Raw genomic sequence first — 24,266 nt, 5'->3', positions numbered from 1 at the left:
CGATAATTATTAATGGTAATATTTCTTCTAATATTCTGAAGCATTTTCAAGCAGAGCATCAATTTTTCTTTTTGTTTGGGTGATGGAGCATGTCAATTACTAGTGCGGCTGTCCATAAAAAATCTTTACCTCCTAATCCTTTACCTTGATAAGGATTATAGTACTCTCTAACTCCATGTCTTTGCACTAGTTCAAATACTCCTTGTCTTATCGCCTCAGCTTCTTTCTCGTACCCATAGTCTAATAATCCTAACCAGAAGAACCAATTCATGTTTATCCAAACAGGTCCCCGCCAATAAGTAAGGGAACTAAAATATTCTTCCCGAAGGACAGTGCTAGGCAACACGGGTTCGTGAGAATATTTTCCAGGACCATAATGATAAGCATGTTTTAAAAACTTGACCATCGTTTCGGCCTCTTCCGGTAATAATAATCCAGTTGATAATGGAATGAGTGATGAGACTGTTCGGTCTTAATCCAGTATTTTGCTATTAAGTCATAATCTAGAAATAGACAAGTTCACTTTTCCCTACTTTAGAATAATAAGGTGGCAAAAAGTATCGATAGAAATTTCGTTCAGTTCTTGCTATCCAATGTAGTATTTCCACCTTGTATTTGTTATATTTACTAATTTCATCTTTAGAATTTGATTTTAAATTTTGAACCTCTCCTGCTGATCCCAGTCCTTCAGCTTCCTCCAGTATGCCTATAATTTTTAATAAATACTTGTTGGCCATATACAGAATGCTACTAAATAATAAATCCTTTATTTTAAATGGCATTTTTTCATGATTTCTATCATATAGATGAATTTGTTATATTCGTCATCACTGGGAATCGTTTCGGAAGCTCCTACTGCAATAATATCTAGTCTTTTGAAATCTGGAAGATCCGATTTCGTAAAAGAAATTCGAGATAAAGTCTGGTCCCAGATTGGAGAATCATCTTCTCCAGATTCCCAGGGGTGTAAAATAGTGACAAGACCTGACTCCTCCGGATCTCTATCAGTTAAAAGATACCTGTGAAAATTCATTAATTTTGGAAGAATATTTTTGAGAAAGGTTGTTGTTTCTAATTTATGTTCGGAGTTCTGATGTATATAGTAGCATGAAAGAGCGTGCACGGGTGGTTGTGTCATTCCGGATGTGCCTATATGTTCTGGGGCATTTGGTGAACGAGTAATTTCGTAAAAATCTGCTGCAGGAAAATATGTTTTTTTTCTCGTTGAATACAATATGAGGTACCATGCAGTTTTTCCATTGGGCATCAAACAAAAATTGCATTTCCTTGATTGTTCTTTCAGTATGGGTATAGGAATTGCCTAGTGCTATAAAGGCAGCATCCCAGCTCCATTGATGAGGATATAGTGTTGCAGAAGGTATGGTAAATGATCCGTTACAATTCTTGTCTAATACTTCTTCACATTTTTGTAGCAGCCTTTTTAGATCTGTCATTTATAATCTGACTTTTCATTAATACGCATTCTAATATTGTCTTCCTTATTACATTCTTTCACATTGAACCTTTTGGAAAAATATGGATGGAATTATGATCGTAATCAAGAATAAATGAGGGATATAGGGTCATTCCTCCATCAACTATAACAGTGCTTCCTGTTATGTAACTAGCCTTATGGGATGCAAGAAATTCCACTACGTTTGCTACTTCTTCGTCCTTTCCTATTCTACCCATGGGTATTTTTCTTAAAGTGTTTTCACGTTCCTCAACATTAGTACGCAAATTAATATTCATATCCGTGTCTATTGCGCCCGGAGCAACGATATTTACCCGGATGTTGTCGGTAGCCAACTCTAGTGCCATGGTTTTTGTCATCATCTCGATTCCACCTTTTGAGGTTGCGTATGCTACATAGTGGGGTCTTGGAATAATCTGGTGAACAGAGGATATGTTAATTATGCATCCGCCGCAAGGATTATTTTGGACCTTCATTTGTTTTACAGCTTCTCTGCTGCAGATGAATGGACCAGTAAGATCTACTGATATAATATTATACCAATCCTGAAGAGTTGTTTCGGTTAGTGGAATGTCCTTTTGAATCCCAGCATTATTGACTAATACATCCAATCTTTGAAATTTATCTACTGTTTCATCAATCAATCTTATGCAGTCTTTCTCTTGTGAAACATCTCCGGGGATAGCAATCGAATCACAACTAGTGTTTTTTTATTTCTTGTACTACTAGCTCGGCTTCATCTATCCTTCTTGAATTAATTACTATGGATGAATATTCCTTTGATTTTGCAAAATTTAAAGCAATTGCTCTGCCTATTCCCCTACTAGAACCTGTTATTACTGCTACCCTTTCTCCCGACTTTGGTACACCTTCATTATCTTGATTATTGTTATTCATGTTATGTTGTGTGATATTAATGAAAGGTATTTTAAAAAGATCAGGCTGAAACCTAGATCATGATAATTTATAAGATTATAAAGGAACAAAATTATCAATACGTGCGAGTAGACTAAATTTTTTGATCATACTATCAACTGTCATTCTCCTACCCTTGAACTCGATCAGTATTGACATAATAAATCACGGACTGTCTAGAAATGTTCTCACAGTACCTAATATTGAGGTAAAATTCTCTCTAATCATAGGTTGATTGGGGACGATTAACTTGACAAATGATATTCATTACAAGGTATCTTACTTTTCTGCCTTGGTTGAGTCGTGTGAATCAATAAGGAGTACGACAAGCAAGAATAAAAAAGTCGATTTAATCGTACAATATATTTCAGGTTTGGATGACGATTCTCTACCTATCGCGGTTCTATTTTTGTCTGGAAAGATTTTCCCAAAGGGATCAATTTATAATCTAAATGTAGGGTTTAGAACAATACTACAGTCTCTGTTAGAAATCTCTCGATTAGATCAGACAGATGTTATGCGGCTTCATTTAGAACATGGTGATATGGGTACTATTGCCGAGTATGCAATTTCTAATAAAAAGATAGTAACACTTTTCAATAGCGTAGAAACTCTAGAAGAAAAACCAACTTTAAAGGAAATATATGATCAGTTTAAAAAGATAGCCAATCTTAGAGGTCCCAGGTCTAACAACGACAAAAAAAATATCTTAAAAGGATTGCTTTTAAGATGCTCACCTTTGGAGGCTAAATACCTTGTAAAAATAATATCCAATGAAATGCGTATAGGTTCCTATGACGGTCTTATAGAAATAGCCATTGCAAAAGCATTTGAAAAAAATGTCGAGAGTATACGAGAAGCGATGTTGATGTCAGGAGACATTGCAAATGTTGCTTTATTGTCAAAAAGAGATGAGTTAAACTTAGTAACGATTAAACCATATGTCCCTATGAGTTTCATGTTGGCTGATGTCATGTTTACTGCAGAAGAGATTGTCAAATATTTTGACAGGCCGCTCCTTTGTGAATATAAATATGATGGTATTAGAGTACAAATGCACAAATTCGGAAATGTTTGTAAACTCTACTCTCGAAATCTTGCCGATATTTCATATGCATTTCCAGAATTAACTCACTCTGCCTTGGATGTAAGAATAAAAAAAGCAAAAACAAGACCAAAAAAGCATGATGTACATCCTGATAAGAGTGATGCCGATAACATCGATCGGGACGATATTAATTTCATTTTAGATGGTGAACTAATAGCTTTCAAGGATGACAGACCACTACCATTTCAAGAACTACAAAAGCGGTTGAGAAGAAAAAGCATGACAAACACCATTTTATCTGAAATACCAATTTGTTATGTTGTATATGACATAATGCTCTATGATCAAAGACAGGTAATCAAAGATACTCTTAAATCTAGAAAGAGATTGTTAACAAATTTTCAATTTAAAGACTCTATAATTTCTATTGCTCAAAGCAAGGCGGTTTCATCTGTGGATGAAATAACTAATAGATTTCAAAAAAGTAGAAATGAAGGACATGAGGGATTGGTCATTAAGGATCCTTTATCACAGTATTATCCTGGTAAGAGAGGAAAATATTGGATAAAATTGAAGGAGGAGTTAGATACTATTGATGCGGTAGTAGTAATTGCTGAATATGGTCATGGAAAACGAGCAGGAACACTTTCAGATTATACTTTGGCAGTAAAAGATTACGCCACTAGTATTGTCGACAATCAATTAGCATCGGAAAACGGGGAGAATGTTTTTGGTGATCTGAAAATAATAGGTAAGGCATATTCAGGTCTATCCAATAAAGAAATTGATTACATGACCAGAAAATTAAGGTCCATCATAATAAGAGATGAAGGTAGTAAGATTATTGTAAAGCCCGAAATTGTTCTAGAAATCTCCTTTGATACTATTCAACAAAGCGATCGACACAACAGTGGATATGCTTTACGTTTTCCTAGGATAAAAAACATCAGATATGACAAAGAACTAAAAGACATTGATGAATTAGAAAAAATTGATACAATATATCAAAATCAATTTCATATAAAAAACAAAAGTAAACCATGAAACAGTTTAAAGTTACCTGATGTAACTGATGTGATTAAAAGACTCGGCCTATTTGTCAATGTTAGTGGACTTTGATTGGTTGACAATTAGGACACCAAAAAGTTGGCCTTGCTGTTAATTTTCTTTCTGATACAATTTTGGAACCACATATCCAACAAGGTTTTCCAGATCTTCTAAATACCCAATGTGTGGTATCCCATGAGATCTTTTCTTTATCCGTGGTCTTGGGCCTTCTTGTTCTACCGCTATTTTGATATCCAAATTTTAATATTCTGGGTACATCCATCACAAGTCTATTCAATTCATCATTAGAGAATGTTGTCACTTTTTCAAAAGGATAGGTATTATTTAAGAATAAAATTTCTGACTTATACTTGTTTCCGATTCCGCTCAAAATTTTCTGATCTAATAAGGCATTTGAGATTATCATTCCTGTATTTTTAGATTTTGATTTCATAATATCCATTACTGTATCTTTGTCATAATTAGGGCTCATTGCATCAGGGCCTAATGATGCGATAGGTTCCATAGTTGCAGGATCATTCAATGAAAATTGCAATACGGGGCCATTAAACTGAACCAAAACCTTGTCCAATGTAATAATGGTTAATCTAGTCCGAGAGTCTTTTCTTACATCCGATACCTCTTCTCTCTTTACCTGGATTTTATCTGTGTTTTTGTGCTTGAGTTTTGTATAGGAGGAACGAGGTGGTGATTTTGCAGTCCCACTTTCATATTCATCTCTTTCATAAATTCGCCATTTTCCCCACATCATCATGTGATTCCTTAGATAAACCCCAGATGAAAATTTAATGACAATATTTTTTCCAAATGTCTTCACATATTCTGTAGAGGATCCAATTATTTTATCTTCCAGACTACTGTCAATTTTGTTATGCAAAATATTAGCAATTCTTTTTCCCGATAGCGCATTCCATATCTTGTCTGCAGTAATCTTTACCTCGGGCCCCTCTGACATACTTACTAAAAGAATGTCTACATCATACTTTTTATTCTGCTATTATTTTTTTTACTATTTATCGCTACTAGCTGTGGTATGTAATGTAGTAATCTTTTACTGTTTTGCTGTATTAAAACCAAGTGAGTTGAAAAACACAACCTCTTATTATTTGTAAATCCAATCCAACCAATAATGATAATTCTAAAACTGCTAGAATATTAGAGTATTGCACCTAGTTAGCAAATCCAATATATTTTTTCTACAGTATTAAAGCTATGAATAAAACAAATATTCACAACAAAAACAAGAACAAAAACAACAAGCTCTTTGTCGCATCCATTGCAATAGTGGTAGCATTAGCCCTATTTGTCAGTCCAATGCTCAATGTAGATGATGCTTTAGCCACACACAACAAGAAAAATAAAGCAAAACAGTCCATAGACCAATCACAATCATCAAACCAAAATGCACAATGTGTATCAGGTGTAACAACCTTTATCTCATGCAACAATGTCAGCTTCCAACACCAAAAGAACAGTGGAAACAATGCATTAGCACAAGGTGGACAGGGTGGAAACTCTGCAGAACAAGGTATCAGTCAATCTCAATCTTCTAGCCAAAACAGCCAAGTAGTATCTGGTGGAGACACAATCGGTTCTGGTAACAACATTAACGTCCAAAGTCAAGAAAACACAGGAAGTAACGCATTAGCACAAAGCTAAGCATCTTATTTCTTGTGATTTTCTTAAAAATCAAGAGTATCATGGAGGGGGAGGGTAATCAGGTAATGAATTGGCTGGTAGTTGATATCATAATCTGCTTGCTTTATTATTTATTTTGTATTTCATAATTATCTGGATCCGTCAATGGAAACAGAGACAGAAACAGAAACAGGACTAGAGATCCTAATCAAACACAATCAGCTATCAATCACTATTTGACCCATTTCCATGAATTGTGAAATTTATTGCAACTAGAATAAAGAAAATATATGATATCATCAATAAAAGTAGAATTTATTTTAGGATCCACATTTATCAAATCAAAACTATAAAGATTAATAGTAACCTTAAATGACCTTATCTCATATGATTGAGACCAGTCTAGGCGCAATTAAATTCAAATTTAATTCATCTATTTCCATGCTTCTTATCTTTGGATTTGTGATCTCTTTTTATACAACCGCTAGCGTGATTTTTTTTAACGATGTACGTTCTTTCTCTAATCCCTCTGTGCCTTCTGTATTTGCACAGGAAGCTAATAAAACCAAGCTTGTTTACCATCTAAGTAGTGATGAACCTTGGAGGTCTACTATTGCTATATTGGATTCTCAAACCATGTTAAAAATGGGTTATAATGTGACTTTGATGCTCAGTATAGAGGGTGTACAAATAGGAGTAAAGAATCCCCACCATTATCTGGGATTAGAACCTTTGACAAAAAATGTATCTGATTTTATTAATAATGGGGGAAACGTTGTGATTTGTGAAGTATGCTTGAAAATAGCCGGATATAATAATTCTGACATAATAAAAGGATCCATAATCGGATCCCCTGCTTTAATGGCTAATTTGCTAAATAAAACTACTGTAGTCGATTATTAGTAAATCCAAATTTTATTTATTTTTATATTCATATTCTAGGAGTGAACATACCTACATAACAAAATCCATTTCAAATTCGAGTAATATTAACAAACCCAAGTCCACACGTAGTCTATTTATTACTAGTATATGGAAAGGAAAAAAAGAAACTTGTATATCTTATCAAAGCTTTAACCGATTATTACAATTCGGCTTCTATAAAAATGATCACGACTTTTTCTAACATTAAACCTACCCAATCCAACTATCTAATAATACCCATATCCGAAGATCTTACTGGTCCAAATTTATCATCTTTAAATGAGGTTTCTAACACAGAAGAAAAAAATGAATTCAAATCCGGCTCGAGTTAATTTAAGTGAGTCTTTCTCTTAAAAAATATCTGTGATGGGATAATTAGAATCCACATATATTGTGCAAGTTGCAAATTTATAAACGCAATTCCAATAGAACTAGCAAATATTAGCGTAGGGATAATTCCTTGAATTATGTATAATTTTTTCTGACGGTTTGTCATATTATCGTCTTTCAATAAATTATATCTGGTTGCGTGAATCCATATTAGCGAAAGTAAACTGCTGGTAGCAGTCAAGATGAGTGCATAAAGGACAAAAGTTGATGTGTATTGATTTTCAAATCTAAGTGAAGTTCCAAATGATATCAAAGTAACAAAGAACAATAGGATAAGGTTGAGCCACAACATTATACTTTGAGAATCTTTTATCTTGTTGAAAATCAAATGATATTTTATCCAAAAAATTCCTATAACAACAAAGCTTGTGAAATACATTTCAAACTGAGGGATAAGCTGAAGCATCCTGCTTACAACTTCCAGTTCAGAAAGATTGTCTGGCAAAGGCGGTATTTGTATGGAAATTGCTATGAAAGTAATTGAAAAAGCAAATACAGCGTCTCCAAATGATGTTACGTGATCTAGTTTAACATTATTGAGCATAACCATTATTATCTGCACTTGATAGTTAACTTCAAATAAAAATGATATGATCACTCAATTTGGTCTCTGTAAAAAATCTCAATAATCCATTGAATGTTAATATCTTTTCAATTCTTGTCTCTAGCAACCAATATCAGGTATCCTAGCGGCTACTACTACCAATATACTGTATGTTGGTTATTTCTTTTTATGTAAATGGACCAACTAAACAAGTACAAAAAGAACAGGAATCCGATTGAATTAGCCCATACATCTAGACTATACCACCACTTTTCTTGTTGCCTTGTTCCAATAAAAATTAAAAAGATCAAAACACCATTTATGAAATAACGGGTCGTTACTCCTAAACCCACTATTAAAATCTAATTTTCCTGTCATATCTGGAAAAGACACTCCGGCTCTTTTTTCGTTTAACACGATGCCTGCTTTAATATCATTTGAATCTGCGATCAATGCATATTCAATTCTTCCCTTGTGCTTTGTCAATAGTGGTGGGGATCGGAGAGTTGTTTCATCAAAATCGGTTCCCCTTGGGATAATTACTCTCCATTTTACGTTACTAATCTCTAGTTTCTTTCCTCCTACGTATTCGTCACCTCCAATAGGGTGGTCTGCCATTAACCAGATGTATTCTTCCGCTTCGGTTACTGTTTGTTGTATATATGATAAAAGAGGTCCTACTCTGTCTGTAAATTCTGAATCACATAACTCCCCAAGTCGTTCATTGAACTCCAATGGAAGAAGTGACAAATCATGGTACAAGAAATATTCCCGATTGTTACTTGCAAATTCTAGTCCGGGTAGTAACCTTAATATTATTTTACCAAATGATGTAAGATTAAAAAATCCCTCTGAGTCCTTTTCTATTATTTCTGCATTGCGTAATCTCATGAGATGTTTGGAAGCCTCTTGGGGGGTAGCAGAAATTTTGGAATTAATTTGCGAAAGTCTTTGTTTGTTCATATCTATTTCAGAAAGCAGGGTTAATCTGTCCAAACTTGCAAGAATGAATAAAAGATCAGCTAATTGCTGCATTTCGAATCTATCAATACATTCATTGATATTAAACGATGCCGTTGAAAACATCTAATCTAGTTCAAATTCCAATAGTTAGGTATGGAAAAAAAAGTAAAAAAAAATTACAACAAATATTTGTCTTCGACAAATCATGTAAAGAATTTCATACGGTATCTAAATCACTTGGGAATGAGGTCACATATATTGGTAATAAATGAGGATCGTTGTTAGAAATGACTACTTTAAAGAACATGTCACAATTGGGATTTACCAATTTAGAGGAAGAAGTTATGCTTGATGATCTACACGTGCAGGGAAAAATCCCTGAATGGCTGTCAGGATCTCTTATTAGAAATGGGCCAGCCAAATTTGACTTGGATAAACAATCTCTAAAACATTGGTTTGATGGATTGGCTATGCTCCACAAATTTTCCTTCAATGCTGGAAAAGTAGCATACTAACCAATTCATAAAAAGCAATGCTTTTATCAAGACAAAAGAAAAGGGAAAAATATCATTTCGTGAATTTGCAACCGATCCTTGCCGTTCAATATTTAGCAAGGTCTCTTCGATGTTCTCATATGATACTACAGATAACACTAACGTCAACATAACAAAAATTGATAATAAATTTATAGCTATGACAGAAACTCCAATTCCAATCGAATACGACCCTGAAACACTTGATACGATTGGGGTATTGAGATATGATGACAAACTATTAGGGAACCTTACTACTGCTCATCCCCACTACGATCATAATACTAACGAATCATTCAATTATCTTACTCATTTTTCTCGTAATAGCAAGTATAATGTATATAGCATTACAGCTGGAAAGACTCGTAATTTGATAGCATCTATTGAAGCCAAGACACCTTCATACATGCATAGTTTTGGTTTAACTGAACATTATATAGTCTTGGTAGAATTTCCGCTTGTAGTTAATTCCCTTGATTTGCTTTTATCAGGCAGACCATTTATTGAGAATTTTAAATGGAGACCAGAACAGGGAACAAAATTTACATTAATAAATAGACTGGATGGGAAGGTAGTTGGGATCTACTCCTCTGAACCTTTCTTTGCGTTTCATCACATAAACGCATTTGAAGTAGATAATAAGGTAGTCATTGATATGATAACGTACAAAGACAATAACATTATAAATTCTCTCTATCTTGATGTATTGAGAGGAAACGACCCCATGGATATTCCGGTTAGTCAATATCGTCGTTTTACGATTGGTCTAGACGACGGGTCTGTGGGATACAAAATAATGCATGAGGGTCTGGAGTTACCAAGGATAAATTATCAGCTTAATACGAGGAATTATAACTTTTTATACGCTGTAGGGATGTCATCAGTTACCAGTTTTACATATCGATTAGTCAAGATAGATGTACAAACTGGAGACTCTGTTAGTTGGACTGAACAGAATTGTCAACCCGGAGAACCAGTTTTTGTGCCTCGACATGGTGCCAAAGTGGAAGATGATGGGGTGGTTTTGTCTGTCGTTCTTGATCCAAATAGTGGTAAATCCTTTTTACTAGTTCTAGATTCAAAATCATTTAAGGAAATTGCAAGAGCATCAGTACCACATCACATTCCATTTGGAATTCACGGTCAGTATTATGGAGATGAGGTAACATAGGATCTATAGCAAATAATACAAGGTGTAGAATGAGTGGTTCTACGCTTGTTCCATTAACCCACTGGTTTACCATATTTTTTGATTTCTTTACTTTTTTCTCATAGATTAATATTTTTATTTAAATTTAGAGTTTTTGCGGTGTCGTGATAGTTTTACCTATTTGATCTCCTCTAGCCATCATCAGGTGTCCTTTTACCATTTCACTAAATGGTAGCACTGCGTTTATCAATGGTTTAATTTTCTTCTTTGAAGTCCAAAACAAAACCTCCTCAAGCTCCGCTTTGGTACCTTGTGTTGCACCCACTATGTTTATTCCTCTAAAGAAAAGATACCTCAGATCTATCGTGGAATCATAACCTGTAGTAGCCCCTGTAGATACCAATGTTCCTCCCATTTTTAAAAGGGATACCTCTTGTGGAAATACGGTTTTACCTATGTGTTCAAACACAATATCAACTCCCTTTTTTTGAGTCATGTCTCTTACTTTCTTATACCAATCTTCTTGTCTGTGGTTTACGACAAAATCTGCGCCGAGTTCTAAACATTTATCCATTTTCTGTTGGTTGCCTGCACTTGCAATGACAGTGCAATCGTATAGTTTTGCAATTTGAATACCTACCATTCCTACGCCACTTGTTCCACCCATTATCAAAACTGTCTGCCCTGGTTTCATTCTGGCTCTATCAACTAGCATGTGCCAGGAGGTCATTCCTACCATCGAGACCGCTGCTGCGTCCTCAAATGATATGTTGTCGCTTATTTTTGCTACATTGACTTCTGGTAGATGAGCATATTGACAGTATCCTCCCCATAGAGGACCAGTTTGAAAACCCCAAACTAATCTTTTTTCACAATCATATTCTCTACCTGATGTACACATACTACAAATTCTGCAACTTAGGTTTCCGTGGGATACGACCCTGTCTCCCTTCTCAAGAGATGTAACTTGTTCACCTAATTCCACCACAGTCCCCGAAATATCCGTCCCCGAAACATGGGGCATTGGAACTTTAATTGGCCTCCCCCAGATAGCCCACAAGTCATTATAATTGTATGAAGTTGCTTCAACTTTTATCAAGACTTCATCAGGTTTTAATTTTGGGACTTCAATGTCCTCTATTTTTACAACCTTCTCGGGGTCTTTATCATGTTCGCGAAAAACTGCCGCCTTCATTTATTTGCCTCCATTTCTATTGAATCGGCGTTAAAGAAATAGAAAAATCTTTTCACAACTATATGGAAAAATGGAAGATCAAAATATATCTTGTTGTCTTATGTTGTTAAATTTATTAATTTTGTCATAACTTTTTGGAATTTTCTCCCTTTTTCCCACATATGAATTTCTAGGAGGAATCTTTGTTATTCATATTAATTTTGGATTCTTTGATAATCACAACTTTTGACTTGAGAAAGAATCAAAAAGTTCATCTTATGCGATTTTTTGAGGCATTACATACGATTTTATAGTTGTCTTTAGAACGATAAAATTGATAAAACAATAAATTCATTTTCAAGGCTTAATTTATTACTTTTTAATATTCCTATAGACAATTTGATTTTAGTAATCTTTTCCCTGCTACTATATAAAAAATATCCTATCCAAACACAAATTTTCCACCATATTTTTTTTCCAATACATGTAATAGAACCTGATCCTCTTCGCGAGACTGTTTCATTTTGCTTTGGTTAAGTCCTAAATCTAGGAAAAAGTTTTCAAAGCCTGCAGGAAAAAATAATATTAACAATCGTCCTGGAGTTTTTCCAGTTTTTCTATATGAATGTGGGATATCTTTTTCAAATTTTAAAAGAGTTCCTTGATTTCCATCTATTTTCTCGTTACCATATTTAAAGGAAAAGTTTCCTTCAAGGATATAAATTACTAGGGTTTCTCTACTATGCAGATGCAAGGGGACTTCGTTTTCTTTTTCTGTCGAGAAGTGCAATTCAAGCAATGAATATTTTCCACCTGTTTTATTTCCTGATAATACTATGTTAAAATCTATACCATCTAAATCAAACTGTTGAAATGACTTATCATCGTCATTTGAAGAATGTGATAAATTATTGGAATTATTTACATTCATAACCAATATATGACAATATTATGATATAAATATTTGCAAAACCTAAAAGTCCAATATTAAGAGTGCTTATTACATTTCATCTGCAGACCCTTATTGTCAAATATTGAGCAAATTTTATTAAGAAATCACATCCTTGCATAGGAGAAGGGATCATTGGAGTGAAATATTATTCTCGTTCCAATATTTGAATGAATTTGTTAAATCACGATTGTTATTTCAAGAAGATTCCATAATTCTATATTAAAATGCTGGCGTCTCAACAAGGAAAACGGGGATACAAAAACAAGAGCTGTTCTTCTTGCCTTTGTTACAATCCCTTCTTTAAATCATCAAGAGTCATTACCATATTCCAGTGCACTTTTCCACCCAACATAAACAAGGGTTCGCAAACTTTTGGCATTTGATCTGCTGAGATAACTTCAATTGTGAAAATTGCTGTTCTGTCCCCTTCGTAAACAGTAAAATATGCTGATTCAGCATTTGTACTTTTGATATAGTCCTCCATATTTTTTAAAAATTTGGATCCTTTACCATTTCATTACCTTGTGTAGTTGGAATTGAAACTCTAATTAGAAATTTCATTAACAATAACTTTAAACATTATATTTCTAAATTTTTTAGAATTCTAAATCATCTGGATGAGCGGGGGACTACTTTCATTACAACTATTTGGTATCTTGGGGAAAAATCATATCTGGTAGCATCAGGGTTGTAACACTATTGTTTCTTTTTTCCCGTATTTTGCGAATAAATTTTCATATCTTGTTAAACTTTCCTTAATTACCTCATTTTCTGCATTATACATTTTCGTAAAATTCACACGCATGACTAATCTATTTTCAGAGTTAAAGAATCTAATACTGTATCTTTTTCGACCATCTTCGCTTGATTCAATGATGAACTTGGCCTCTTTTGTTTCTTGGATATTGACGTGAACATGCCATGCCCCCTTTTCATCTCCTATAGTAGCCCATGGTTCCTTAATTCGAAATGGAGTATTTTTTTCCAGTCTGACCTCTGCTATTGCACCATCACTTCTTATCGATAACATAATGTCATCAAGTAAAATTACATCTTTTACTAATTCCTCGAAAATGGTACTCACAGGATTATTCATATATGTTGTAAAAAAGCCACATTAATAAGAATTGGTAATATTGATCGGGATGTGTTCTATTTACATTTGATGCACGTTACGAAGGAAAGGGCCTTTTACTATGTTTCATTATTTATTGATCATCATTGACATTTAATTTGCGTTATGTGAATAATACATTTACTGATCCTTGTTTTTCATTATTTATTATTATGTTATAAATTATCTAATGATAAATTCTAATCCCTTATGATCTTCATGATTTTCGAGCGTTTGAAGTGCAGCAGATTTAGATGCAAGCTCAGCAGTTATGTAGCTATTGTCATCGCTTCCAATCACGATGATATCGTTTTCTATGGGCTTTAGATTGTCTTTCAACAACTTCTCTATAGCTTTTTCTTCTTTTAGAGCGTTAAATTTAGAACCCGGGATAAGAAATTTCCCATTGTTATACAGGAGTGTCGTAGCTCCTTTTGCTCCTACTTTAATTGCTGCATCCCTTTGCTCAACGCCTCGCTTAATAGCAAATTTCAAATTTCTTAAAAGAATGGCATGATTATATTCAGCAATCGATATCGAGCTTTTGGGTACTTGTGTTTCAGAGCAAATATATTGTGACATCTCTTCAAAAATCTTTTCCCCCCTTTCAGTCATCGTCGTTCCCTTTTGAGTTGTAAGAATTAATTTTTCCATTTTAAGATGCTTTATCAAAGTCTTTATGGAGCCTTCTCCTAAACCCAGCTCATTAATCAATAAAAGTCTACTAACGTGCCCATCCCTTTTTAATAGTTGTAGTGTCTTGAATACATGGGCAGAGTTGAAAGAAAGAATTCTACTAGGTGCGTATCTACTAGATATGGCTTTTAGGGTATTGACCACAAGATGCACATTATAAATTAGTATCTTGCAAATTTAATTTTATCTCTTCTTTTATTTGGTTCTCATGATTGACGCGATAATTAATGTCGATACCAGATTCTGAATACTCAACTCCAAATTACTATCTATTACCAAAGATCATAATCTATGTTTCAAAAATTTTATCTATTACATAATGTGGTATTAAACTAGTAAAAAATTCAGATTTTTGTGGATTCAAGCGTCACTTTATTCTCTTTGACTTCTCCTTTAGTCTCAATCATGAATTGTTGGATAAACCATACAATACTTTATATATCTCGAAAATGGTAAATGCATCATGAGTCTACATCATGATCAAAGAGTTGTAGAAAAAGATGGAATTCCAAAGGTTTCAATCGCAGTTTTAGCCATTATTGCAATTTTTAGTATATATATAGTCGGATATGATCAAGGCCAATTATTTAGTTTGGTGCAGGGAAGTGAAGCTTATGACACAATGTGGCTTCATGAATTTACTCATGATATAAGACATGCAGCAGGATTCCCGTGCCATTAATTTTTGTTATTTCATATACATTAGTGAAGTAGATTATAGATCATGAAATCTTTAACATTTATTTTTATATCTCTTTTGTCTGGTATTATAGCTGGAGTAATTTTAGCAGGCGTTAATTACTTTGTTGCAGAGCCATTTATAGATCAAGCTATAGGAATTGAGGTGGATAACAGTATTGCATCTGGCGAGGTAGTTGATTTTGATGAATTGAGTTCATACAGGGTGTGGCAAAAGGAAGGAACTTTTGCGGCAGGAGCATTTTTGGGGTTAACATATGGTGCGATTTTAGGGATTGTTTATGTAATATCAAGAAAGTATTTGCCGTCCTCGGACGATAGGAAAAAAGCACTTATTTTAGCAGCCATAATGTGTTTATCATTATATGTTGTTCCATTCATCAAGTATCCTGCAAACCCACCTGCCGTAGGAGATCCGGAGACTATTGGATTAAGGGATAGTTTGTATACTAACTATCAACTGGCATCTGGATTAATAGCTTTGGGTGTCAGTATTCTCATGTATAAATTACGAAGAATTGGTTACAGCAAGTATGTAATTATTGTAATTTACTTGGGTCTGGTTGCTTCTATTTATGCAATATTTCCAGCAAATCCTGATGAAATAACTGCTCCAATGGAATTAGTCAACGCATTTAGAGCCGTTACTTTTGGTACCATGGTTATGTTCTATTTAGTTCTAGGTACTATATTTGGAATTATGTGGAATAAATTTAAGCCCCATGAAACAGCCAGAATAACTGCCTAACAACATCTTTTTTTACCATTATCAAGAACTTTAATGGATCACTGAGTATTCTCAATCACCTACTATAGTATCGATTACAACTTGACATAAAAGATGTGTGTATTTGATAGTCTCGATCTTGATATTCAAGTAGTTAGTTAATTATAAAACGATTATTTTGTAAATACAACTAAAATTTAGTTTCTTAATCAGATCGAACATGGACCAATGGTTACTCGATCCGTCTAACTCCTAGAAACTCATTATATAATTCCTTATTGTGTCTATTTATTCTTGGTTTTTTGCGTAATTGAGTTCCACAACAAGGACAGTCAATGGGGGTGTCTACTTTTTGAAGAAATTTTCTACAAACTGAGCACCATTTTAGTCCTTGTTTATATGGACTAATGCCCTTGATCCTTCTTGTGTTTCCTAGGGCGCTAGAACATATATCTTTACATTGTTGAACCAATTCGTATAGTATTGGATAAACTATCCGACTATATAAATTATGAACCGATAAAAGGATAAATTTGAGATTCAATTTGCTTTGTAGATGTAGTTTATTTTTTGGATCACTGTAACAAAAAGGCGATTACATATAATATTGTTGAGAGGTTACCATGAATATGCCACAGATCGGTATACCTTTATTTCGCTTTAGGCATATGATATTGAATGTTAATATATGGTGATAACGATGTACAAAAATACAAAGCACTACCAATGTATTAAGATGTCATGCTTTCTATATTTGACATGTAAGAGATAGATTTCTTCAAAATATTCCATTTCTTAAGTTAACAGGGTAAAAAATCTATATGAAATATTGTTATATTCAATGATCACATAAATGAACTTATATACTCTTATTAGTTATAATCATTAGATGAATGATTTCATTACTGTAAACAAAGCTTTAATGACTTTCGCCGTATTAGCAGTATCATTTGTACTACTTGTAGGTCCAACTTCAATGACCGTGAATGTATTTGCTACAATCAATACAGCTAACCAAGGCATAGGCCAATCACAATCCTCTAACCAAAACGCACTATGTGTATCAGGTACCGGAACTTTAGTTTCTTGTAATAACTTGAATGCACAAAACCAAGCAAACAGCGGAAACAATGCAGCCGCACAACAAGGAGGTACTGGTAAAGGCGGTAACAAGGCTAACCAAGGCATAGGCCAATCACAATCCTCTAACCAAAACGCAGCATGTTTGTCAGGTACCGGAACTATAGTTTCTTGTAATAACTTGAATGCACAAAACCAACAAAACACCGGAAATAACGCATTAGCACAACAAGGTGGCAGTGGAAGCGGAAAAGGTAAAAGTGGTGGCAACACAGCTAACCAAGCAATCGGTCAATCACAATCCTCTAACCAAAACGCACTATGTGTATCAGGTACCGGAACTTTAGTTTCTTGTAATAACTTGAATGCACAAAACCAACAAAACACCGGAAATAACGCATTAGCACAACAAGGTGGCAGTGGAAGCGGAAAAGGTAAAAGTGGTGGTAACACAGCTAACCAAGCAATCGGTCAATCACAATCCTCTAACCAAAAAAGCGGTGTAGTATCTGGTGGCAACACTGCTGGTTCAGGAAACAACGCAAACACACAAAGTCAAAATAACACCGGTAGTAACGCAGCAGCACAGAGCGGTGGTAGTGGAAAAGGTGGCAACACAGCTAACCAAGGCATAGGCCAATCACAATCCTCTAACCAAGGTAGTGGTGTAGTATCTGGTGGCAACACTGCTGGTTCAGGAAACAACGCAAACACACAAAGTCAAACAAACACTGGAAACAATGCAGCAGCACAACAAGGTGGTAGTGGTAGTGGTGGCAACACAGCTAACCAAGGCATAGGCCAATCACAATCCTCTAACCAAGGTAGTGGTGTAGTATCTGGTGGCAACACTGCTGGTTCAGGAAACAACGCAAACACACAAAGTCAAACAAACACCGGTAGTAACGCTGTCGGACAACAATAAATCCTATATTTTTTTATTTATCTTTTATAATAGTCTCACTTGCGGCTAACACAAGATAGTAGTCACTTATTCATAAAAAACAATTTCATCATCTGCATTTAAGGATACACAGTTGATTGGGTTTTATAATGCACAGTTTATCCCGATTGGAGCCAGAGAAGAAGAAGATATTATTAAACAAGACCTCGGAATTGATATAGATAATTATAACAAAAGAAGATCTCTCTCATATGAATTCTAAATCAAAAACCCCGCAATATCCTCTTTTTGGGAATAATAAGACTACCGGAATAACTCTTAAAATCTAACATGGCATTGATTCAGTAGCTATTGCGATCGATCGACTTGAGATGTTAGTTTGTATTATTAATATTACCAAGGGACATATCAACAGTCGTTGAAGGATCGGTTGTGTTTTTGTTTCCCAAAAGGCCACTAGTCAAATTATCAAATACTTTGCTTATTTCATCGACAATGCTTTGTGCATATATGACTTGGTTTATTGGTATTATTAATACTAAAAGCAATATTAAGAGTAGGTATTTCATACATTAACATGACCACATGGTGTATTAAAATACAGTACATAGATGTCCTGCCTGATAATCGCTAGCTTATACTTTTGAATAGAAAAAAGTGGTTAATCCGAAAGGAGGCCGTAGTTCAGATCCTCCATAAGACCCGGCAGCATTTGGATCAGGGTCAATGATTGGTTCTTTAGTCATGATGAATTATAATATGCGTAAGGGTTGACTAGATCCGATGTTTACTACTTTATAACTAGACATGAAGAAGAGAAAATTAGACTAAAGAAATAATGAGAAGATAGAAATGAGGTAGGAAAGCGTTGCTGATGGGATATATGGAATCGTTATAACATACCTCATTAATGAATTGACAGTTCACTACTCAGATGGATATTTGAGCAATATTGAATATTTAAGATATTACATAATGATAATAGAAAATGAGGTAGGAAACTCGTATCTATGGGAATACATGCCGAAGTAACCTACCTCATTATGAGACGACATCACACTAATGTCAAATCGTCATTTGAGGTAAATTCATGAGCATAAAATAGTATTTAATGATAGTAAAAGAGGAGGATTAAACACCTAATTGGCCTTTGGTACATCTATTTCAGGAATTAATCCAGCTAGCCTTTCATAATCTTTAATGAATTGACATCCTTTCTCGGTTATAGGATATTTTTGAGTATCATCGTTATAATTCATAAGTTCATGTTCTATAAGCATTAGAAAGTAAACCCAGTTGTACATAGGATAGGAAAGAACAATACATTTTTTTTCTAGCTAATCCTCTATAACTTGACTCTGCTACTTTTAGTATAGTGTTTGCTATTTACATTCAATTTCTATATTTCTTTACTCTTGGATGTTTGTAATATTGTTGTAGACATAAATCTAGTAACAGTCTCTTAATATATAACATTTTTCTAGTATAATATTGTATCTCAAAGTAGCAATATATACTGGATGGAAAGGGGAAAAGATCTCGAGAAGAATACCTCTCCATCCAGATAATTGGGTTTTAGTTACGTGAAAGTTATTATGCAATGTGGCTACATATTCTTATACTAAAGAATCTAAATGAATCATATCGCAAAATGGTTTATAAACCTCAATAGCAATTTTACTCGGTATGAGATGCCCGTACTGCGATATAGTATTTAGTCCAATGTTCTAAAATGCAATAGTTAAGTGGACCACAATGTAGGTATTTTCTCAAAACATACTGCAAAACCATAAGAAACTGATTCAGAGATCGATTCATCTCCATACTGTCCAAATACTTTAGCATAGAATTCATTGCTTCTATTTGGATTAGTCAGAAAATTCTTCTTTGTATAATTGCTCTGCAGGTTTATGGCTTCTGCTATAGCGAGATAATAAGACTCCCATGTCTATTTCATCTTAAAATGAATTGGCATTGCTAGAGAATATATTTTTTGGGATGAATCATTGAGCAAATAAATTCTAGAGTCATTGTAAAGAAATTATCTTATTTTTGAGTACATCCTGTTTTCGAACCCTTTTTATAAACGACTTTAGCTTTACCATTTCTAGGTTTTATTCTTAGTCTCATATTACAGCAAGGGCAGAATAAACTAACGTCCCATATTATGAAGATGCTACATGTTTGACAACGTTTCTGGCCTTCAAGATATCTATTCTTACTAAAACCATCAATTTTTGCCTTATGTCTAATACATATCCCTTTACATGACATTCGCGATACTGATAAAAGATAATAGACAAAGTATATAAAAAATGATTATCATTCCAATTGAGGATCTCTTATGAAATCCGCCTCTTTAATTCTGGGTAGCTGGATTATACCAGTTATTGTTACATAACTCCACATTGTCATTTTAAGACTGACTTTTCATAAAACACTGGATTTAGCGCCGCCCGCTAAGAGCGGCTCTGACTGGCTTTATAATTACTAGATATACAACTTCTGGACAACCTACAAATCAAACTCATAATGCTTTGTATGTCTTGACTTTTTATTCCAAGCGCTAAATAATATTGAGCAAAGGAAACTTTAGTCATAATTACCTCATCTTTATAAATTATAATTCTACTTAGTCAATATGGCAAATCATTCAATTGTAAAAGGACATATTGTTTTTATTAGTATGATAGCATTATTTGGAATATTGAGTTTGGAAGGTGCGTCAGTTAATGTTGTAAGCGGCCAAAACGTAACAACGACTACGACAACTACCACGATGCAATCTTCGGACTTTGTGGTAGTGCCTATCCAACAACACCTTGGAGACAATAAAAACGATATATTTGCACCAGGTTATCCATATAGAGGTGATGTGTCAGACACTTTTAATTTCACAATTGACAGTACCCCAAGTGGAAGCGGATATCTACTGGTACAAATATACGGATCATACTTTGAGGGACATACAATAGTAATTAATGGACAACATGTAACTAGCGCCGGGGGTAACTTTGGAAATTCTGGAACCGAAAACTGGGCAACCTTAACAGTCTTGCTAGATGAAGATGTTCTAAAACAAGGTGAGAACAGTATACAGTTCTTAAGGAACCCTAACACAGATGACAACTTTCTTATAGACAATGTAGTGGTTAATTGGAAGTATCAGTTGCCTCAATAGTAACTAATACACCATTTAGCTTTTCTTATTGTAAACTGGTGTCAATACAAAATCTTTTCTTTATCAGAATAATCTTCATCTTCATTGGGTCTTCCTCTGACTTAACCGATCCATTCAAAGAATTTGGTCCATCAGAACTACAGATGAATATATGACAACCCAGATATTCCCGGTTGGTAACCCTTTGTCCACACCAATCCACGGCAAGTAGTGAAAGAAAAATCACTAGGGGCAAAAATAATCACATAGACACTATTCCGTATTTAGTTTAATGACTTGAAATAAAAACGTGTATTAGGAAGAAGGGGAGAAGGATATGCCAGCGGTGTTATTATTATTGAATTGAGTAGTATTTGCTGAAAGGGTTATTTTATCACCAAATGTTTGGCCTCCATCATCACTGATTCTCATTAGCGGTTCATCTGAGCCATCCATTTTTTTGTCCCACCATGTCACGTACACCTTATCGTTCATTGCTTCTAATTGAATTCTATCAGAGGCAATTCCTGGTGATTGGCTCAAGTTAATGTCTTTTCCAAAAGTTTTGCCGCTGTCATTTGAGACTTTTAAAAAGACGTCTGTTTCATAAGTTGTACTGCTCTTTTCCCCCCCCGTTGCTATTATATATACGTTATTACCTTCAGCTGCTACCTTGGGCTCATATGGAGATGCTTTTACATCGTATGAATTCATTTGAGACAAGAGTGTATTGTTTTTCAAAGACGAATTAGAATTGTCAGTTAGTTTTATATCTTGATTGAATGTTTTCCCATTATCGTTTGAGGTTACGATATATAAATTAGCATTACCTGTCTTGTTATCTGCAAAGATAACATATACGTTACTCCCTGATGTAGCAATATCTGCCTCCACAGATGTTCCATTGGTAGAATTGCTTAAGTTAATTTTGTCGCCAAATGTCTGACCACCGTTATTTGATGACTTAAACATGACCTCATAATTTCCTGAGCTATTTCCCCACCAAGCCACATACACATTGTTTCCAGAAACTGCTATTGGCGCCTTTCCTTGCCTTGCATCTAGACATGTGTAAGGAAAACCAAAAGATGATTGAAATTGATATGCAGTGGTAAGTAGTGCTGTAAGAATAAATAATGATATAATTATTGCGCCTTTTGAATTATTTTTCATATATACTTCATAGCAATGAAGTATAAAAATAAATATTTATTGAAAATCTGTTATCTGATTAAAATTTTATTATTATGGTAAATCATGTCTTTTACCTTATATCTACAAAATATGAATTAGTATTAATTATTGTGGATAGGCACTTTAGAACTAGGCGGTAGCGGGCATGCAACATTTTTTCATTGATGACTAAAATAAAGATAGTCACCAATTATCCTAATACATATGATTGGTCGGGATTTGAACCCGTTTCTTGCATCCACGGGTTTAGATTTTGATTGTTAGAAGCAAGATTATACTTCAATTTTGAACCTAGACTGGGACTCGAATCTGGTCCAGCAGACATGGTTTCTGGAATGGAATTATTTTTAAAAATAAAAATCAAAAAGTTATGTCAGCGCCTTCCTCATAAAAAACTATATAATTCACTCCAGTGAGTTCAGTATCAAAATCTTTCACCACTTGAATATTAACAATCTTTCTATTTCCTCTATCTAGAAAATTATTGATCTCACTCATGATGGTGTTGCTCCATCGAAATATTTCCTGTTTTAACACAAGTGTTTTGAGAATTTATTATATAAAACAATTGCAAACTTATTTGACAAATAAAGCATCAATATGGTATACCAATCAAAATCTCTGACTGAAGAAGATCGAACAATTAATCATTTCACTGGTGTAATTTTTTATTTAATTTGGTAAATAACCCCAACAATTGTTATTAATATGGAACAGTGATGGTTTTATTTTATTGCCTCCAATGATGTTAGTTGGTATTAAACACTCCTTCATGTGTCGGGGGTTGTCAAGGATGTCAAGGATTTTCTTACTGTTGTTTTTGGCAACAACCCTAATCTTATAAAAAGCAACAATAGGAAACACCCTGACAACGTTGAAACCAGATAGATTGAAAGGGTATTAATCAATCTATAGTGGACAAAGGATCGGCGGCGCCCTAAAGGCGGCACATAACGGTCATATACCTTGATGCAATCAAAGTAGTCATTCCCAATACACTGCTTACTGAATTGAAAGATTGGCCTTGCTGAGAAGATAAAAATGCTGATTATTTATTACATCTCATTAATAATTGATCATACAGCTTTGTGAAATGCGAAAATAAATCTCGGTTGAGTATTCAATTTATATTCAAGAATTGTAATTGAATTTGAAGTTTATAACTGTTGTTGAACTAACTAGAATATGCTTAACTCGTGTTCGTTTAGGAAACTAAAGGAATCTAATTACAAATTTCCCCTAATAACTACAATTGTTAACAATCCAGATATACTATTGGCTATTTATTTAGATTCGTTAATCCTACCTTTAAGTGAACTTACTATCATTTGGGATAAGAGGATGCTTGGACATATTTTGAAAGGCTACAGAGAAATAATTTATCATGTTGAAAAACTGTCTAAACAAAAAGGCATCAAATTTCGTGTAATAACAGAATCAAGTGAGAATAGCGTTTGTTTTCTAAAATCTTTGAGATATTGTGATATAAGGTGTTTAAACAACATCCAAGATAATTTTCAAATATCTGATAATAGGATATGTATAAAACCATTGTTCAACCCACTTAACAAGGACCCCGACCGAATTCTATGGAGCAACTCTGAATATATGATTAATAGAAAACAAAGTTTATTTCATAGTCTGTGGGAAAAGGCTAAACCACTATCAAGAGAAAAAAATTAATCAAGTTAATAATTATCATCAATTTTTAAAAATGATCGAATGTCTTCTGATTTACCAAGATTGTGAATCGGGCATCATCCGGATCAGCTGTATTCTATCATATGTGAACATGGATCACCTCACTTCATAGGCGGCTTGAAACAATTTCATGAACCAAGGAGTATCAGCCTATCCGTTCTTTGTGTCGTGAATCTAAAACCGGCCTTATCTTATTTGATATTAAATCTTCATCTTTG

At 34.2% G+C, this 24,266-nt stretch carries 25 protein-coding genes and 3 pseudogenes; 10 read left to right on the top strand and 18 right to left on the bottom strand.

The genetic code is table 11. The features are described from left to right. Positions 1-58 precede the first annotated feature (58 nt). From NMY3_RS00415 to NMY3_RS16610, 5 genes and pseudogenes are all read right to left on the bottom strand, one after another. Positions 59-457, bottom strand: a pseudogene (locus NMY3_RS00415) (MGH1-like glycoside hydrolase domain-containing protein); the annotation flags it as partial. Positions 458-503: 46 nt separating this feature from the next. Next, positions 504-737 (bottom strand): hypothetical protein, encoded by a 234-nt coding sequence (locus NMY3_RS00410; protein WP_196816990.1) that lies wholly within the window; start codon positions 735-737, stop codon positions 504-506. A gap of 29 nt (positions 738-766) precedes the next feature. Further along, positions 767-1,454 (bottom strand): annotated as a pseudogene (locus NMY3_RS00405) (MGH1-like glycoside hydrolase domain-containing protein). A gap of 58 nt (positions 1,455-1,512) precedes the next feature. Beyond that, positions 1,513-2,157 carry an SDR family oxidoreductase gene (locus tag NMY3_RS00400; protein ID WP_269464949.1) on the bottom strand — a complete coding sequence of 215 codons (645 nt, stop codon included), beginning with the start codon at positions 2,155-2,157 and terminating at the stop codon, positions 1,513-1,515. A gap of 16 nt (positions 2,158-2,173) precedes the next feature. After that, positions 2,174-2,371 carry an SDR family NAD(P)-dependent oxidoreductase gene (locus NMY3_RS16610; RefSeq protein WP_231100155.1) on the bottom strand — a complete coding sequence of 66 codons (198 nt, stop codon included), beginning with the start codon at positions 2,369-2,371 and terminating at the stop codon, positions 2,174-2,176. A gap of 268 nt (positions 2,372-2,639) precedes the next feature. On the opposite strand from NMY3_RS16610, the gene NMY3_RS00395 reads away from it, so the two are divergent. Beyond that, positions 2,640-4,481: an ATP-dependent DNA ligase gene (locus NMY3_RS00395; protein WP_196816988.1), complete on the top strand. Its 1,842-nt coding sequence runs from the start codon at positions 2,640-2,642 to the stop codon at positions 4,479-4,481. Positions 4,482-4,542: 61 nt separating this feature from the next. On the opposite strand, the gene NMY3_RS00390 is transcribed toward NMY3_RS00395, so the two are convergent. Continuing rightward, positions 4,543-5,460, bottom strand: a complete 918-nt coding sequence (locus tag NMY3_RS00390) for a DNA-formamidopyrimidine glycosylase family protein (RefSeq protein WP_196816987.1) — start codon at positions 5,458-5,460, stop codon at positions 4,543-4,545. Between the two features lie 257 nt (positions 5,461-5,717). Between NMY3_RS00390 and NMY3_RS00385 the strand changes: the two genes are divergently transcribed. After that, entirely contained in the window at positions 5,718-6,164 is a 447-nt protein-coding gene (locus tag NMY3_RS00385) for a hypothetical protein (protein WP_196816986.1), read from the top strand. A 351-nt stretch (positions 6,165-6,515) separates the two neighbouring features. After that, positions 6,516-7,046, top strand: a complete 531-nt coding sequence (locus tag NMY3_RS00380) for a DsrE family protein (RefSeq protein ID WP_196816985.1) — start codon at positions 6,516-6,518, stop codon at positions 7,044-7,046. Positions 7,047-7,395: 349 nt separating this feature from the next. Here the strand turns inward: NMY3_RS00380 and NMY3_RS00375 are convergent, their stop codons facing one another. Together NMY3_RS00375 and NMY3_RS00370 are read right to left on the bottom strand one after the other, a co-directional pair. Continuing rightward, on the bottom strand, positions 7,396-8,001 hold the full coding sequence (locus tag NMY3_RS00375) for a TMEM175 family protein (RefSeq protein ID WP_231100154.1): 606 nt from the start codon (positions 7,999-8,001) through the stop codon (positions 7,396-7,398). Positions 8,002-8,259: 258 nt separating this feature from the next. Further along, entirely contained in the window at positions 8,260-9,087 is an 828-nt protein-coding gene (locus tag NMY3_RS00370; RefSeq protein ID WP_196816983.1) for a helix-turn-helix transcriptional regulator, read from the bottom strand. A 164-nt stretch (positions 9,088-9,251) separates the two neighbouring features. On the opposite strand from NMY3_RS00370, the pseudogene NMY3_RS00360 reads away from it, so the two are divergent. Beyond that, positions 9,252-10,668 (top strand): annotated as a pseudogene (locus NMY3_RS00360) (carotenoid oxygenase family protein). 124 nt (positions 10,669-10,792) lie between these two features. On the opposite strand, the gene NMY3_RS00355 reads toward NMY3_RS00360, so the two are convergent. The 5 genes from NMY3_RS00355 to NMY3_RS00335 form a co-directional block, all read right to left on the bottom strand. After that, positions 10,793-11,842, bottom strand: a complete 1,050-nt coding sequence (locus NMY3_RS00355; protein WP_196816981.1) for a zinc-binding dehydrogenase — start codon at positions 11,840-11,842, stop codon at positions 10,793-10,795. A 421-nt stretch (positions 11,843-12,263) separates the two neighbouring features. Then, positions 12,264-12,752: a cupin domain-containing protein gene (locus NMY3_RS00350; RefSeq protein WP_196816980.1), complete on the bottom strand. Its 489-nt coding sequence runs from the start codon at positions 12,750-12,752 to the stop codon at positions 12,264-12,266. Positions 12,753-13,059: 307 nt separating this feature from the next. Continuing rightward, positions 13,060-13,257, bottom strand: a complete 198-nt coding sequence (locus NMY3_RS00345) for a hypothetical protein (RefSeq protein ID WP_196816979.1) — start codon at positions 13,255-13,257, stop codon at positions 13,060-13,062. A 198-nt stretch (positions 13,258-13,455) separates the two neighbouring features. Further along, on the bottom strand, positions 13,456-13,857 hold the full coding sequence (locus NMY3_RS00340) for a ChuX/HutX family heme-like substrate-binding protein (RefSeq protein WP_196816978.1): 402 nt from the start codon (positions 13,855-13,857) through the stop codon (positions 13,456-13,458). A gap of 213 nt (positions 13,858-14,070) precedes the next feature. Next, positions 14,071-14,727, bottom strand: coding sequence for a DUF4443 domain-containing protein (locus NMY3_RS00335; RefSeq protein WP_231100153.1), 657 nt, complete (start codon positions 14,725-14,727; stop codon positions 14,071-14,073). 319 nt (positions 14,728-15,046) lie between these two features. Here NMY3_RS00335 and NMY3_RS00330 point away from each other — a divergent pair, with 319 nt between their 5' ends. The 4 genes from NMY3_RS00330 to NMY3_RS16815 all read left to right on the top strand — a co-directional run bounded on the left by NMY3_RS00330 (position 15,047) and on the right by NMY3_RS16815 (position 18,255). Continuing rightward, entirely contained in the window at positions 15,047-15,265 is a 219-nt protein-coding gene (locus NMY3_RS00330; RefSeq protein ID WP_196816976.1) for a CbtB domain-containing protein, read from the top strand. A 42-nt stretch (positions 15,266-15,307) separates the two neighbouring features. Beyond that, complete coding sequence (locus NMY3_RS00325) at positions 15,308-16,030, top strand: CbtA family protein (RefSeq protein ID WP_196816975.1); 723 nt, start codon at positions 15,308-15,310, stop codon at positions 16,028-16,030. An 868-nt stretch (positions 16,031-16,898) separates the two neighbouring features. Beyond that, complete coding sequence (locus tag NMY3_RS00320; RefSeq protein WP_196816974.1) at positions 16,899-18,014, top strand: hypothetical protein; 1,116 nt, start codon at positions 16,899-16,901, stop codon at positions 18,012-18,014. 112 nt (positions 18,015-18,126) lie between these two features. Next, positions 18,127-18,255 carry a hypothetical protein gene (locus NMY3_RS16815; protein ID WP_257719994.1) on the top strand — a complete coding sequence of 43 codons (129 nt, stop codon included), beginning with the start codon at positions 18,127-18,129 and terminating at the stop codon, positions 18,253-18,255. A gap of 112 nt (positions 18,256-18,367) precedes the next feature. Here NMY3_RS16815 and NMY3_RS00315 read toward each other — a convergent pair whose 3' ends face one another. Both NMY3_RS00315 and NMY3_RS00310 read right to left on the bottom strand, forming a co-directional pair. Continuing rightward, complete coding sequence (locus NMY3_RS00315) at positions 18,368-18,562, bottom strand: hypothetical protein (protein ID WP_196816973.1); 195 nt, start codon at positions 18,560-18,562, stop codon at positions 18,368-18,370. A 570-nt stretch (positions 18,563-19,132) separates the two neighbouring features. Then, positions 19,133-19,297, bottom strand: a complete 165-nt coding sequence (locus NMY3_RS00310) for a hypothetical protein (protein WP_196816972.1) — start codon at positions 19,295-19,297, stop codon at positions 19,133-19,135. Between the two features lie 1,337 nt (positions 19,298-20,634). On the opposite strand from NMY3_RS00310, the gene NMY3_RS00305 reads away from it, so the two are divergent. Further along, the gene (locus NMY3_RS00305; RefSeq protein WP_196816971.1) at positions 20,635-21,174 is read left to right on the top strand and encodes a DUF7383 domain-containing protein; all 540 of its coding nucleotides are present in this window, start codon (positions 20,635-20,637) and stop codon (positions 21,172-21,174) included. Between the two features lie 294 nt (positions 21,175-21,468). Here the strand turns inward: NMY3_RS00305 and NMY3_RS00300 are convergent, their stop codons facing one another. The 3 genes from NMY3_RS00300 to NMY3_RS00290 all read right to left on the bottom strand — a co-directional run bounded on the left by NMY3_RS00300 (position 21,469) and on the right by NMY3_RS00290 (position 22,845). Continuing rightward, positions 21,469-22,326 carry a sialidase family protein gene (locus tag NMY3_RS00300; protein WP_196816970.1) on the bottom strand — a complete coding sequence of 286 codons (858 nt, stop codon included), beginning with the start codon at positions 22,324-22,326 and terminating at the stop codon, positions 21,469-21,471. Positions 22,327-22,537: 211 nt separating this feature from the next. After that, the gene (locus NMY3_RS00295; RefSeq protein WP_196816969.1) at positions 22,538-22,711 is read right to left on the bottom strand and encodes a hypothetical protein; all 174 of its coding nucleotides are present in this window, start codon (positions 22,709-22,711) and stop codon (positions 22,538-22,540) included. After that, on the bottom strand, positions 22,708-22,845 hold the full coding sequence (locus NMY3_RS00290; RefSeq protein ID WP_196816968.1) for a hypothetical protein: 138 nt from the start codon (positions 22,843-22,845) through the stop codon (positions 22,708-22,710). Before NMY3_RS00290 ends, NMY3_RS00295 begins: the two co-directional genes overlap by 4 nt. Before the next feature lie 687 nt (positions 22,846-23,532). On the opposite strand from NMY3_RS00290, the gene NMY3_RS00285 reads away from it, so the two are divergent. Continuing rightward, positions 23,533-24,030 (top strand): hypothetical protein, encoded by a 498-nt coding sequence (locus NMY3_RS00285; RefSeq protein WP_196816967.1) that lies wholly within the window; start codon positions 23,533-23,535, stop codon positions 24,028-24,030. Positions 24,031-24,266 lie beyond the last annotated feature (236 nt).

The organism is Candidatus Nitrosocosmicus oleophilus, assembly GCF_000802205.1.
In the GTDB taxonomy this organism is placed as follows: domain Archaea; phylum Thermoproteota; class Nitrososphaeria; order Nitrososphaerales; family Nitrososphaeraceae; genus Nitrosocosmicus; species Nitrosocosmicus oleophilus.
Note: the sequence above shows the minus strand (reverse complement) of the source record. Positions and strands in the feature narration are given on the sequence as shown.